At 59.5% G+C, this 12,664-nt stretch carries 11 protein-coding genes, 1 tRNA gene and 1 pseudogene; 7 read left to right on the top strand and 6 right to left on the bottom strand.

The annotated features are described in order from the left end of the window. Window positions 1-97: 97 nt before the first annotated feature. Window positions 98-871, bottom strand: a complete 774-nt coding sequence (locus tag B3605_RS19400; RefSeq protein WP_112941498.1) for a competence/damage-inducible protein A — start codon at window positions 869-871, stop codon at window positions 98-100. Window positions 872-1,167: 296 nt separating this feature from the next. On the opposite strand from B3605_RS19400, the gene wrbA reads away from it, so the two are divergent. From wrbA to B3605_RS25840, 3 genes and pseudogenes are all read left to right on the top strand, one after another. Next, window positions 1,168-1,764, top strand: a complete 597-nt coding sequence (gene wrbA / locus B3605_RS19395) for an NAD(P)H:quinone oxidoreductase type IV (protein WP_112941577.1) — start codon at window positions 1,168-1,170, stop codon at window positions 1,762-1,764. 614 nt (window positions 1,765-2,378) lie between these two features. Further along, window positions 2,379-3,182 (top strand): DUF4886 domain-containing protein, encoded by an 804-nt coding sequence (locus B3605_RS19390; RefSeq protein ID WP_162725032.1) that lies wholly within the window; start codon window positions 2,379-2,381, stop codon window positions 3,180-3,182. 94 nt (window positions 3,183-3,276) lie between these two features. Beyond that, window positions 3,277-4,272: pseudogene (locus tag B3605_RS25840) on the top strand (acyltransferase family protein); the annotation flags it as partial. A 203-nt stretch (window positions 4,273-4,475) separates the two neighbouring features. On the opposite strand, the gene B3605_RS19380 reads toward B3605_RS25840, so the two are convergent. Both B3605_RS19380 and B3605_RS19375 read right to left on the bottom strand, forming a co-directional pair. Beyond that, window positions 4,476-4,561: transfer RNA gene (locus B3605_RS19380), tRNA-Leu, on the bottom strand. Window positions 4,562-4,623: 62 nt separating this feature from the next. Continuing rightward, window positions 4,624-4,980 carry a VanZ family protein gene (locus tag B3605_RS19375; protein WP_112941495.1) on the bottom strand — a complete coding sequence of 119 codons (357 nt, stop codon included), beginning with the start codon at window positions 4,978-4,980 and terminating at the stop codon, window positions 4,624-4,626. Between the two features lie 197 nt (window positions 4,981-5,177). Between B3605_RS19375 and ilvA the strand changes: the two genes are divergently transcribed. From ilvA to B3605_RS19360, 3 genes are all read left to right on the top strand, one after another. Beyond that, on the top strand, window positions 5,178-6,428 hold the full coding sequence (gene ilvA, locus B3605_RS19370; RefSeq protein WP_112941494.1) for a threonine ammonia-lyase: 1,251 nt from the start codon (window positions 5,178-5,180) through the stop codon (window positions 6,426-6,428). 61 nt (window positions 6,429-6,489) lie between these two features. After that, window positions 6,490-6,819 (top strand): HlyU family transcriptional regulator, encoded by a 330-nt coding sequence (locus B3605_RS19365; RefSeq protein ID WP_112941493.1) that lies wholly within the window; start codon window positions 6,490-6,492, stop codon window positions 6,817-6,819. A gap of 267 nt (window positions 6,820-7,086) precedes the next feature. Beyond that, window positions 7,087-8,307 (top strand): GGDEF domain-containing protein, encoded by a 1,221-nt coding sequence (locus B3605_RS19360; protein WP_409457177.1) that lies wholly within the window; start codon window positions 7,087-7,089, stop codon window positions 8,305-8,307. Between the two features lie 69 nt (window positions 8,308-8,376). Here the strand turns inward: B3605_RS19360 and B3605_RS19355 are convergent, their stop codons facing one another. Further along, window positions 8,377-8,991 carry an FMN-dependent NADH-azoreductase gene (locus B3605_RS19355; RefSeq protein WP_018900127.1) on the bottom strand — a complete coding sequence of 205 codons (615 nt, stop codon included), beginning with the start codon at window positions 8,989-8,991 and terminating at the stop codon, window positions 8,377-8,379. A gap of 144 nt (window positions 8,992-9,135) precedes the next feature. Between B3605_RS19355 and B3605_RS19350 the strand changes: the two genes are divergently transcribed. Next, complete coding sequence (locus B3605_RS19350; RefSeq protein WP_112941492.1) at window positions 9,136-10,104, top strand: LysR family transcriptional regulator; 969 nt, start codon at window positions 9,136-9,138, stop codon at window positions 10,102-10,104. Between the two features lie 31 nt (window positions 10,105-10,135). Here B3605_RS19350 and B3605_RS19345 read toward each other — a convergent pair whose 3' ends face one another. Together B3605_RS19345 and B3605_RS19340 are read right to left on the bottom strand one after the other, a co-directional pair. Further along, a complete protein-coding gene (locus B3605_RS19345; RefSeq protein ID WP_112941491.1) occupies window positions 10,136-12,124 on the bottom strand; it encodes a bifunctional 2',3'-cyclic-nucleotide 2'-phosphodiesterase/3'-nucleotidase in 1,989 nt (662 codons plus the stop codon). 124 nt (window positions 12,125-12,248) lie between these two features. Further along, window positions 12,249-12,581, bottom strand: a complete 333-nt coding sequence (locus B3605_RS19340) for a PilZ domain-containing protein (RefSeq protein WP_183794720.1) — start codon at window positions 12,579-12,581, stop codon at window positions 12,249-12,251. Window positions 12,582-12,664: the final 83 nt, after the last annotated feature.

Here is a 12,664-nt window from a genome sequence, read left to right as displayed (position 1 = left end):
TGCTCGGATGAAATAGTCCGTAAGAGAAGCAATGCGCTTGGCCGGCATTTGTTTCCTTGACCGAGATCAAGTCCCGCAGGCCGGCTCCATAAAGAAATTAGGCCTCCGCTGATGGGTTTTCCAGGATAGTCCGCTCGCGGCGAATGCCTTCGATCATCGCCGCGACATCCGCGCCAGCGGCATCGATCACCGCCTGCGAGCGACCACGAACGACGATCTCGGTAGAGAATTTCTGGCCGACATAGCGCGGATAGGAGCCGATGCTGGTTTCCGGATGCGCCTTCTGGATGGCGGCGAGCGGCGTGCCGATATCGCCTTCGCCATAAGGGCACGAGATCGCCAGCGACAGCACCGGCGTTCCGGTTCTGAGCGTCGGGATCACCGCGTCGACCATCGCCTGAAACACCTCCGGCACGCCCGCCATCACATAGACGTTGCCAATAACGAAACCCGGGGCGGTGGAAACGGGGTTGGGAATGTGCGTTGCGCCGACAGGCATACGTGCCATCCGCTGGCGGGCCTCGGTGAACTCCATCTCGCGGCGCTTGTACATATCGCCAAGCAGCGCCATCGCCTTCTCGTCATGATGGCAGGCAACGCCGAAAGCCTTGGAAACGGCATCGGCCGTGATGTCGTCATGGGTCGGCCCAATGCCGCCCGAGGTGAAGACGTAGTCGTATTTCGTCCTCAGCGCGTTCAGCGCCTCGACGATAGCGTCCTCTTCGTCGGCGACGATGCGGACTTCCTTGAGGTCGATGCCTGCAAGCAGCAGCATGTCGGCGAGATGGCCGATGTTCTTGTCCTTGGTGCGGCCGGATAAAAGTTCGTCGCCTATTGCCAGAATGGCTGCGGTCACAATCTGTTGGGTCATCAAAGGTCTCTGTCTTCACTCAGTCTTTGGCGTCGAGCTTATACCAAATAGGGCGGACGGGAAGCCCGTGCCAACGCATACGGAAATGTGAACGCAAGCCAGAAACGTGCGATAAGATTGAACAGTCCGTCTCTGCCTGCGCGACTGGCCGCCGTAAAATGCATGCGCTAGCGTATCGGTCATACGCACGATAGCGTTGCGAGGCATTCTTTATGATACGCGAATTCATCAAACGGATTTTGGTCGGTGCGCCAACGCAAGCACCCGCCGCAACCCAGAAAGAGGAAACTTCCAAGATGGCTAAGGTTCTGGTTCTCTACTATTCGTCGTACGGCCATATCGAGACGATGGCATACGCAGTCGCCGAAGGCGCGAAATCCGCAGGCGCCGACGTGACCGTCAAGCGCGTACCGGAACTGGTGCCGGAAGAAGTCGCCAAGTCGTCGCACTTCAAGCTGGATCAGGCCGCACCGGTCGCCACCGTGGACGAACTCGCAGAATACGACGCGATCATCGTCGGCGCAGGCACCCGCTTCGGCACGGTTGCGTCGCAGATGCGCAACTTCTGGGATCAGACGGGCGGCCTGTGGTTTGCCGGCAAGCTGGTCGGCAAGGTCGGCTCGGTCTTCACCTCGTCCGCCACGCAGCACGGCGGCCAGGAATCCACCATCCTTGGCTTCATCCCGACCTTCCTCCACCAGGGCATGGTCGTCGCCGGCCTTCCCTATGCCTTCCAGGGTCAGATGGGCGTTGACGAGATCAAGGGCGGCTCGCCCTACGGTGCGTCCACGATTACCGATGGCGACGGCTCGCGTCAGCCCTCGGCAATCGAGCTCGATGCCGCCAAGTTCCAGGGCGCGCATGTCGCCAAGCTTGCTGCAAAGCTCGCCTGAGCCAAGGCACCTTGAAACAGTGAAGGCGCGGCTTCGAGCCGCGCCTTTTCATGTGTGGCGTCGAAACGCCGTCATAAAATCGAAGTCGTCGCTGCTGATTGCCGCGGTCGTCTAGCCGTAAAATCCGTGGAATTTTGCCGTGTAAACGAACAGCGGTACCCCAAATACCGCCAGTGCGATCAAGAATGCCGTGCCTGTTCTAAACAGTCTCAGGCGCCGTGTTCTGGCACCATCCCAATCGTAAACCATCGTCTTACTCCCAAACAAGACAAGCTTTACAAATACACGCCCTAAAGCCGTAGCTTTGCTGACGGCGGGCATACAAACACATTCTAACGTTGCAAGAAAGAGATATTACTAATTAATTAAGCGATGTCTCATAAATGCATCGCAGCCGCTCGTTTTGTCTTCCGCTATTCTTCAAGTTCGCAGGTCGGCGTTGACCACTTCTCCGAGGCTGAATGCCGGCGTGGGGCTCGTTGCGCCTTTGGGGGACATGCTTCGATTCTTCGCTGTTCGTGCAACCCATCCTTTACGTCTTTGCTGATACTTATGTCAGCACCTGTTGAATAGCATGGGATTCCAAGGTGTTGCGGCTGATACGAATAAGCGCATTGCTGACGATCTTGCTCGTCTGCATGTTTTTCCTCCCGCCGTTCAATGGATATGTTAATGGGGGCGTTCAATACGTCCGGGACTATTTCGACAAGAGGCCCGAGCAGACCGCCCTGTTCATAGGCAACAGCCGCACATTCTATAACAATATGCCCCAGATGGTGCGCGCCATCGCCGATTCCGCCGGCTACTCCAAGAGACTGCGCATCGTGATGGATGCGGAACCGGGCGTCAGCCTCGGCTATCACATCAAGAGCGAAAAAACCCAGGCGCTCTTATCCCGGCGATGGGATCAAGTCGTGCTGCAGGTGCTGAGCAGCGATCAATATAGCGCGCAGCAATCCGGCCCGGCATGGGATGATGCCCAAAACCTGATCCGGGAAGTCCAAGCGAAAGGCGACGTGCCGGTCATGTTCGTCACCTGGCGCTATACCGATCAGTGCATCAAGGATGCGGGTATGCCGAAGACGGCCGGCGATTATTCACCGGCTGGTTATGCCGACATGCATCTCAACATCCAGCGGCAGCATGCCCGTCTCGCCGCGCTGACCGGCGTCGCGCTCGTCAATGTAGGCATGATTTGGGAAGCGCTTCAAAGCCAGCCGAAGGATTTCAATCTCTACTTTGATTGCAACCACCCCTCGATCTACGGCAGCTATCTCTCGGCGCTGATGTTCTACAGCTACTTTTCCGGAAACGACGTTCTGAACGTGACGTTCCGGCCGAATGAAATGTCTTCGGAGGACGCGGCGATGCTGCGGAAGGCTGTGTCGGACTATCTGGCGAATTCCACCAAGGTTTGAAATATTGCAATAAACATATTCAATCAAGCCGGTTAAATTAACGTCTGTTAAATTCCCTTATGGTTGTATCTCCCCGGGGCTGAGGGCGGGATATATGGTGGGCGACAGACCAGATGGACGACGTCACGATCTTGATGCGTTGCGTGTGTGTTGCTTTGGCACGCTCATCATCTACCATTCGAGCCTTGTCTATGGAGCGAAGACCTGGTGGGTCCACGCTTCGGATACCACGAAGCTGATCGATCTGATCACGATCGGGTCGCATCCATGGCGGATGAGCCTGCTATTCTTCATTTCGGGCGTGGTCACGGCATCGCTGCTCAAGAAGAGATCCGTGGCTGAAATTCGCACGACCCGCACGCGGCAGCTCCTTCTGCCCTTCGTATTCGGCGTTTTCGTGGTTGTGCCGCCGCAGATCTATTTCTCGCCGTACAACTTCACCCCCGATCTCTCTTATTGGGAATTCTGGAAGACCTATGTCGTCTCCGGGATTCAGCTTGAGCATATGTGGTTCCTGGCCTATCTCTGGATCTATGTCGTCGCCTGGTCGATTGCCCAGCCGCAGCTCGCGCGGCGCTGGCCCGGCCTATCGGCGTCCCTGGCGGCGCAGTTGCGGGGCAGGGTATTGTTCGTGGCGCCTATCGCGTTTCTGTCGATCCTGAGGCTGTGCCTCTATCCCGTCTTCCGCGAGACGCTGGTCATCAGTTCCGATGTCTATTCTCACGCCGTGTATTTCTCGATGTTCATGTTGGGCACGCTGCTCGCCAACGAGCAGAGCTTCTGGCAGGAGGTCGACCGCCAGCGCTGGATAAGCCTCGGCGTTGCCACGCTGTCGCTGGCGGTGCTTGCGGCACTCTCCGTGTTCATCCCAAGGGAAGCGCGGCCGGAGGCCCTCGTGCTCGCGGTGAGGGTCATCCGATCGGTTTTCCAATGGAGTGCCGTGCTTGTGCTGCTCGCCTTCGCGGGCCGGTTGGCCAGCCGGCCGAACCGGGTCATCATGCATCTGAACAAGTCGATCATGACCTACTATATCGCGCATCAGACCGTGATCGTCATTGCGGCCTACTACATCGCGAAGGCAGGCCTTCTCGACATCCGTTCCTTCATACCGCTCGTGGTCATCACGGCGCTCGTCTGCGCGCTTATTGCGGAGACGAAGCGTTTGGCGACCGCGCGCCTCGTGCCCTTCCTTGCCGGCATCGTGGCAATGAGAAAAGGTCTGAGGAAGCCGCTACCCCCAGGAACCAGCCTGAGCGATTTTCAGATTGATCTGCCGGTCACAGCGCTGGCATCTGGTGCGGGCGGCGGGGATCGAACCCGCACAGCCAAAGGCCGAGAGATTTTAAGTCTCTTGCGTCTACCAGTTTCGCCACGCCCGCGCAGGCTTCTCATTCAACGACTGAGGCGATTCAGTCAAGGGCATGCGTGCGCGGGGCAGACCTCAGGACGCATTCGCCTTGGCGGCGCGAACCCTGTTGAACAGCGATCCGATAGCGATGCCAACCGTGGCGCCCAAGGCTTTCACGGCCGCGTCGTGAAGACGGGCGTGGCGGGTGGGCGACAGATATTGCAGATATTCGATGAACACCGCACCCGCGATCAGCAGGACGGCCACCATGAGCCAGTGCCTGGGATAAGCCACGGCAAAGGCGAGGCCGACCACCAGATAGGCGAGCGCCCGGTCGATGTTGACTGATGTAATCGTATGAGGACGAAGGCCGATAGGCGAGACCGTTACGAAAATGATGGCGGCGAGGAGGAGCCAGGCGACCGGCTTCGAAAATTTGTCTGCTGTCATAAAACTCACAATATTGATGTCACCGGGCGGTTTAACTGCACGATTGCGTTATCTCCGTGGCGCGGTGCGCGACACTCTGGTGCTTTTCCCAAAACGCGCATCACTGGGCGCGACCGAACCGTTGTGGTTGAAAATGGGCTTCTTTCGAGGGTCTGCCTATGGCATAGCGTGGGGCGCAATAACAAGGGATTGAGACCGTGACCAGACAGAATGTCGAAGCTGCCGAGGAGGCTCTGCGCAGCCTATTTCCGGCAACGCCGCTGCAACTCAACGAGCATTTGTCCGCTCGCTACGGCGCGGATATCTGGCTGAAACGTGAGGATCTGTCGCCCGTCCGCTCCTACAAGATCCGTGGTGCCTTCAATTTCTTCCGCAAGCGCATCGAGGAAGGCGCCTCGGGCAAGACCTTCGTCTGCGCGTCTGCCGGCAATCACGCGCAGGGCTTTGCCTTCGTTTGCCGCCACTTCGGCGTTCCCGGTGTGGTCTTCATGCCGGTGACGACACCCCAGCAGAAGATCGACAAGACCCGCATCTTCGGCGGCGAGTTCATCACCATCAAGCTGACCGGCGACTTCTTCGACCAGTGCTACAAGGCAGCCCGCGATCACGTCGAGATGATCGACGGCGTCATGGTCCCGCCGTTTGATCATGAGGATATCATCGAGGGCCAGTCGACCGTGGCCTCCGAGATCATGCAGCAGCTGCCCGAGGGCACGGTCCCCAATCTCGTCGTCATGCCTGTCGGCGGCGGCGGTCTGGCGGCAGGCATCAGCGGTTACCTCAAGGACACGGTGCCGAGCACGGGCTTCTTCTTCGTCGAACCGCAGGGCGCGCCGAGCCTCAAGCGCAGCATCGAGGCCGGCGAGGTCGTGACGCTCTCCAAGGTCGACAATTTCGTCGATGGCGCCGCCGTTGCCCGCATCGGCGACCTCAATTTCGCTGCGCTGAAAGGCTTCCCGAGCAATCAGGTGATGCTGATGCCGGAGAACGCCATCTGCGTCACGATCAACGAGATGCTGAACGTCGAGGGCGTGGTGCTGGAGCCGGCAGGCGCCCTGTCGCTGACCGCAATCGCCACGATGGATCCCGAAACGATCCGCGGCAAGACGGTGGTCGCGATCGTCTCCGGCGGCAATTTCGATTTCGAGCGGCTTCCGGATGTGAAGGAAAGGGCCATGCGCTACGCGGGCCTGAAGAAATACTTCATTCTCCGCCTGCCGCAGCGCCCAGGCGCGCTCCGCGACTTCCTCAACCTACTCGGTCCCGATGACGATATCGCCCGCTTCGAATATCTGAAGAAGACCGCCCGCAACTTCGGTTCCGTCCTGATCGGCATCGAAACCAAGGCGCCGGAAAACTTCGCGGCGCTGTTCGCGAAATTCGAGACATCGGGTATCAGTTTCGAGGACATCACCGAAAACGAGATCCTCGCGAACCTCATCATTTAACTTTTACGGCAACGGCCCTATTTAACTTTGATGGCATCCGCCCTCATCACAAAGGCGTATCATGGCTTCGATTTTTTCCAGCATTTTCTCCATGTTCTCGGGCGGCGCAAAGCAGCCGGGTGCGGCGTCTTCGAGTGTTTCTTCCGATCCGCAGCCCTATGCCGATTGCACGATCTATGCCGAACCGATGAAGGAAGGCGGCCAGTATCGCCTAGCCGGCCGCATCGAAAAGACTGTTGGCGAAGAGGTGCTGGTGCGCAATTTCATCCGCGCCGACATGTTTTCGTCGACGGATGACGCGATCGAATGCACCGTGCGCAAGGCGCAGCAGATCATCGATCAGAACGGACCATCCTTGTTCAGCGACGGAGCCAAGGTTCGTCAGGTCTGATCACGGAAGGCTGGCGCGCCCCTGCGTGTTGAGCGCTCGCGCCGCCATTCCCTCATGCTATTTTAAAACATTGCGGCGATCCTGCGCTCAGCAGACATCGCAGGAATATCCAGTGCCTCAGAATGCCCGCCGCACATCCGCTGCCGATACCGCCGACAAAGTGGTCGAGGTGCCGTGGCATGGCAATATTGACGGGAGGTCGCGGCGTTGATTTCAAACGTCAATCTCATCCTCTTCGTCGTCGAGGCCGTCGGCTACTTCGCGCTGATGGTGACGCTGCTGCATTTTCGCGCCCGCATCGGCCTCGGCATATTCCTGACGGCACTCGGCGTCATGCATTTCATGGAGACCTACCTCGCTGCGGTCTTCTATGTCGAATTGCCGTTCGGGATCGTCTCGCCGGGATCGTCGGTGTTCTTCACCGGCAAGTTGATGATGATCCTGATGCTCTATCTTCAGGAGGACGCCGCCGTCGTCCGCCAGCCGATCTATGGGCTCTTCATCGGCAATATTCTGACGGTCGCAATCGCCTGGATCGTGCAATGGCACGCGCCGCTTGAGCTTTCGTCCGGCAACGTTCCAAGTGACGAGTTCCTGAAGGAAATGGGCTGGCTGATGCTCTGGGGCACGGCCATCCTCTATCTCGACGCCATCGGCATCATCCTGCTCTACGAGCGGCTCGGCCGCTATCTCCGGCAACGGCCAGTGGTCCGCTTCATGATCTGCGGCTTCGTGCTTTTGACTTTCGACCAGATCGCCTTCTTCGGCGCGCTTCACTATTCGGTCGGCGTCCCGCTCGCCGCCTTCTGGGGCGGATGGAAGGCGAAGATGTTCGCCGTCTGCATCTACACCGTGCTCTTCGCGATCTACGAGAAATGGATCGGCCGGGCAGTCACCACATCGAGCGCACGTCCCATCGGCGATATCTTCAGCGACCTGACCTTCCGCGAGCGCTACAATGATCTCTTGAGCCGCACCGGCCGCGACGTGCTGACCGGGCTTTACGACCGCACGCGAATGGAACTCGAAGCGCCGATCATGATCCGCGAATCACTGCGCCAGGGACAGTCCGCCACGGTAATGATCCTCGACGCCGATCACTTCAAGAACGTCAACGACGTGTTCGGGCACCTGCAGGGCGACGATGTCCTGCGCGCGATCTCAGCGCGCCTGGGCTCGATCCTGCGGGCCGGCGATCGGGTCTTCCGCTTCGGCGGCGAGGAGTTCGTTGCGATCTGCCCGTTGACCGATCACGCCGAGGGCTTGCGTCTGGCCGAGAGGTTGCGCTGGACGATCGAAAACAGCGTCGCCACGCCCGATGGCAAGCCGGTAACGATCAGCATCGGCGTCGCGACAGCCACCGAAGATGGCGATGCCTTCACGGCGATCCTGTCGGCAGCGGACGAGCGGCTTTATTGCGCCAAGAAAAACGGCCGAAATTGTGTCTTCGGCCAGACCGGCGTCCATGGCCTCACGGTCGCCGGCTAACAGTAAGTCTCCACAAACAAAAAGACGGCCGGCAAGCCGACCGTCTTCCTGAATTGACTGCCCTTTGAATTAGGCAGCGAGCGCGAGTTCTTCAGCGCGTGCCTTGGCAGCGCCGACAGCCTTCTCGGCTGCTTCAGGACCAAAGGCCAGGCCTTCGACATAGATGGTCTCGACGTCGGTAATACCCATGAAGCCGAGAACGGTCTTCAGATAAGGCACGGCATGGTTCATGCCGGCAGCCGGGCCCTGCGAGTAGACGCCGCCGGAAGCGAGAACGACGTAGACCTTCTTGCCGGTGGCAAGGCCAACCGGGCCGTTTTCGGTGTACTTGAAGGTCAAGCCGGCGCGGGCGACGTTGTCGATCCAGCTCTTCAGCGACGAGTAGATGTTGAAGTTGATGAGGCCGGTGCCGATGACGATGGTGTCTGCTGCGAGCAGCTCGTTGACCAGCTCGTCGGAGATCTTCGCGGCTTCGTTTTCTTCGGCCGTGCGGGCGTCCGCCGGCTTGCGGATGGCGCCGGTGAAGAGGTCGTTGATATGGGCCAGCGGGTTCGCGGCGAGGTCGCGGCGAACGACGACGCTGCCGGCCTTCTGCGACTGGAGCTTGCCAGCGAGGTCTACGGCGATATCGGTCGAAAGCGACTCAGCGCGCGGGCTGGAGGTCAAGAGCAGAATGGACGACATGATTGATAATCCTTTGGTCTTTGCGTTTGCGGCGCGATCGGGGGAAGGTCGAACCGCGTCTTCGAGTGAAGAAATAGGTCTAGCGGCCTATCGAAAAAACTGTGATAATGTCGATCAAGACTATCGATCGATTGGATGGATGTAATGTTGCCCAACCCGACACTGGACCAGCTGCAGGTTTTCCTGACCGTTGCCGAGACCGGCAGCTTCTCGGCCGCCTCGCGCGTGCTCAATCGTGCCCAGTCGGTGGTCAGCTACACCATCGCCAATCTCGAGGCACAGCTGGAAATGCAGCTGTTCGAACGCTCCGGCGCCCGTCAGCCGAAGCTTACCGAGGCAGGCAAGGCCATGCTCGAGGACGCCCGCCGGCTGATGACCGACCTGCAGGTGATGCGGGCGAGGGTAAAGAGCCTGAAGGAAGGGCTGGAGGCCGAGGTCGATGTGGCGATCAGCGTCATGGTGCCGTCGCAGGCGGTCGTCACCGTCCTGCGTGAATTCCGCGAGCGCTTTCCCTCCGTTTCGCTCAATCTCAGCGCCGGCGAACTCGGCATGGTCATGGAGTCCGTGTTGTCGGGCAAGGCCACGATCGGCATCGGCGGAGCGCTGCTGAAGCAGGACGATTCGATCGCCGTCGAAAAGATCGGCCATTCCTTCATGATTCCGGTCGCCGCGCGTTCCCACCCGCTGGCCAATATCGACAGGTCGCTGACGCTTAGCGATGTTCGCGAGGAGGTGCAGCTCGTCGTCACCGACGCCTCGGGGCTGACCAAGGGCCGCGATTTCAACGTGCTGTCCTACAAGACCTGGCGCGTCAGCGACATCGCCACCAAGCATGCGCTGATCCGCGGCGGTCTGGGGTGGGGCGGCCTGCCGGCGTCGATCATCCGCGAGGATTTGGCCAACGGCACGCTCGTCCATCTCGATCTGCCGGCCTACGAGCAGGGCGAGTATCCGATCTATGCGATACGGCGCATCGCCAACCCGCCGGGCCCGGCCGCCACATGGCTGATCGAAGCCTTCCATTCGAAACTGTCGTTCTGCCCGAACCACGCCGATTTCACCGCGGCGCTGAACGAGACCAAGGATCGCGATCTGCCACTCGCGGCGGAGTAGGCGAGGCGCTTAGCCCCGCCTGCAGCCTGTCTTAGAGAACCAGCCGGAATTTGGCGAACCCATCCGTGCCTTCGCCTGCATCCTCGATCTTCGCGCCCTTGACGTCGGCGATGAACTGCTTGGCTTTCGGCCCGCTCTGGAACGTGGCGGTCGCACCCGTCACCGGCTTGAAGGTCCAGTTGCCGTCGGCAGCCGGATTGATCGTTCCCTGCTCGTGCACATAGCGCACGATCACGTCTCGGTTCGTATCGGGCGCCTGGAACACCACCTTGTCGGCCGCGATCTCCGGGAATTTGCCGCCGCCGCCGGCGCGGTAATTGTTGGTCACGACCACGAATTTTTGGCTCGGATCGATCGGCTTGCCATCAAACGCGAGGTTCTGGATGCGGTTGGATCCGGCATTGATCGCGTTGCCGTCATTGTCATATTTGCGCGGCTGCGCCAAGTCGATCTGGTAGGTGACGCCGTCGATCACGTCGAAATTGTAGGAAGGGAAGTCGGCGTTCAGAAGCTCGGCGTCCTTCGTGCCTTCCTTGATGTCGTTGAACATCCCCGCCGACATTTCCAGCCAGTTCTTCACCTGCTCGCCGGTGATGACGACGGCCTGGACGGTGTTGGGATAGAGATAGAGGTCGGCGATATTCTTGATGGCGAGATCGCCGGCCGGAACATCCGTATAGTAATCGGCGCCGCCGCGACCACCCGACTTGAAGGGAGCCGCCGCCGAGAGAACCGGCAGGTCCTTGTATTCGGTGTCGGCGAGCATCTGCTTGATGTACCAGGTCTGCGCCTGGCTGACGATCTGCACGGAGGGATCGTCGGCGACCAGAGCGAAGTACGAGTAGAGCGGCGCGGACGTCTTGCCGACGGGCGTGCGGACATAGGCGAGCGTCGCTTCGTGCTCCGCCTTGGCGGCCTCGACGACTTCCTTCTTGTCGGCGACATCGGCCACGACCTTCTTCTTGTCGTCGCGGTGGTAGATCGGCCGCGCTTCGGACGTGAAGTCGACGATCTTCCAGCTCTTGCCATCCTTTTCGAGCAGCAGATCGATTAGGCCGAGATGCGAGCCCCAGAAGCCGGCCATGACGGCAGGCTTGCCGTGCAGCGTTCCCTTGACCGGATCGGCGTTCTGGATGCCATCCCACGTCTTCGGTCCGGGGAAGACGAGGTGCTGGTGGCCGGTAAAGATCGCGTCGATCCCGTCGACGGCGGCCAGGTGCAGCGATGCGTTCTCCATCTTGTCGCTAGGCGCACTACCATCGATGCCCGAATGCGAGAGCGCGATCACGATATCCGCGCCCGCTTCGTTCATCGCGGGCACCCAGGCCTTGGCGGATTCGACGATATCGCGCGTCTGCGCCTTGCCCTCGAGGTTCTTGATATCCCAGAGCATGATCTGCGGCGGAACGAAGCCGATGAAGCCAATCTTCACCGGGCTTTCATTGCCGGCCCCGTCCTTGATCATCTTTTCGACGATGATGTAGGGCTTGAAGAACAGCTCGTCGCTTTTCGGATCGGAGGCGAGCTGGCCCTTGGTCAGGTTGGCGCAGACGAACGGGAAGTTCGCGCCATTAAGCACCTTGAACATGAAATCGAGGCCGTAGTTGAACTCGTGATTGCCGAGCGTGCCGACGGTGTAGCCGAGCGTGTTCATCGCCTTGATCACGGGGTGGACGTCGCCATCCTTCAAGCCACGCTGATAGGCCATGTAATCGCCCATCGGATTGCCCTGCAGAACGTCGCCATTGTCGATCAGCAGCGAGTTGGCGGCTTCAGCGCGGATCGTGTCGATGATCGTCGCGGTGCGCGCCAGTCCCATCGTGTCGTTCGGCTTGTCTGCGTAATAGTCGTAAGGGAAAACGTTGACGTGAATATCCGTCGTTTCCATCAGCCTGAGATGCGCCTGATTGGCGGCGGCACGCGCGGTGAATGGGTGCAGCAGAACGAGCGCTGATGTGGCGGCGATGCCGGAGAGTAGAGAACGACGGTTCATGGATGAAAGATCAAGGTTGGAAGACATGAAAACTCCTTCGAAACATCACGCGACACCCGCCCGGCGGCGAGAGTAGGGTGATTTTCGAAGGAGTAAACCCTGTAAATGACAGGGGAATATCGCTTTTCGCTTTCTGCGTGTCGGACGCGACCTACCGTGCCAGAACCGGCTTCACGTCCTTGTGGAAGAACCGGAAGTACGAAGCCACCTGGGCGCGGGCGTTGGAATTCGGGTCGAACTGAATGCCGACGCGGCCATTGTGGCTCCAACGAATGACGCCGTGGAGAACGCCGAGATCGTCGGCCAGGATCTGAACGCGGCTGCCGGAAGCCGCATGCAGCGGTGCGCGGACTTCCAGCGCTATGCCCGAGATGGACATGTTCAGAATGCGCGCATCGACTTCCTTGGTCAGGTACCGAACCTTTCCAAACAGACGGCACGGTTTGCGCTCGGCCTTTCGGGTAATAATGTTGAGATTATGCATGACGCCTCTCCCAAATTGAACTGGAGACAGCATACGTCGCGTAGATTGAAATGAATTTATACAATTCGCTAAAATTGCGCGGT

The organism is Rhizobium sp. UBA1881 (assembly GCF_002338015.1).
Lineage (GTDB): Bacteria > Pseudomonadota > Alphaproteobacteria > Rhizobiales > Rhizobiaceae > Rhizobium.
The sequence above is the reverse complement of the archived record's forward strand: the minus strand, read 5'-3'. Positions and strand labels throughout refer to the sequence as shown.

What these genes read in the sequence shown, in the direction of transcription:
- B3605_RS19400 (WP_112941498.1), bottom strand. Translation starts at nt 871, where the DNA reads ATGACCCAACAGATTGTGACCGCAGCCATTCTGGCAATAGGCGACGAA.
- wrbA (WP_112941577.1), top strand. Translation starts at nt 1,168, where the DNA reads ATGGCTAAGGTTCTGGTTCTCTACTATTCGTCGTACGGCCATATCGAG.
- B3605_RS19375 (WP_112941495.1), bottom strand. Translation starts at nt 4,980, where the DNA reads ATGACAGCAGACAAATTTTCGAAGCCGGTCGCCTGGCTCCTCCTCGCC.
- B3605_RS19365 (WP_112941493.1), top strand. Translation starts at nt 6,490, where the DNA reads ATGGCTTCGATTTTTTCCAGCATTTTCTCCATGTTCTCGGGCGGCGCA.
- B3605_RS19360 (WP_409457177.1), top strand. Translation starts at nt 7,087, where the DNA reads ATGGTGACGCTGCTGCATTTTCGCGCCCGCATCGGCCTCGGCATATTC.
- B3605_RS19355 (WP_018900127.1), bottom strand. Translation starts at nt 8,991, where the DNA reads ATGTCGTCCATTCTGCTCTTGACCTCCAGCCCGCGCGCTGAGTCGCTT.
- B3605_RS19350 (WP_112941492.1), top strand. Translation starts at nt 9,136, where the DNA reads ATGTTGCCCAACCCGACACTGGACCAGCTGCAGGTTTTCCTGACCGTT.
- B3605_RS19345 (WP_112941491.1), bottom strand. Translation starts at nt 12,124, where the DNA reads ATGTCTTCCAACCTTGATCTTTCATCCATGAACCGTCGTTCTCTACTC.
- B3605_RS19340 (WP_183794720.1), bottom strand. Translation starts at nt 12,581, where the DNA reads ATGCATAATCTCAACATTATTACCCGAAAGGCCGAGCGCAAACCGTGC.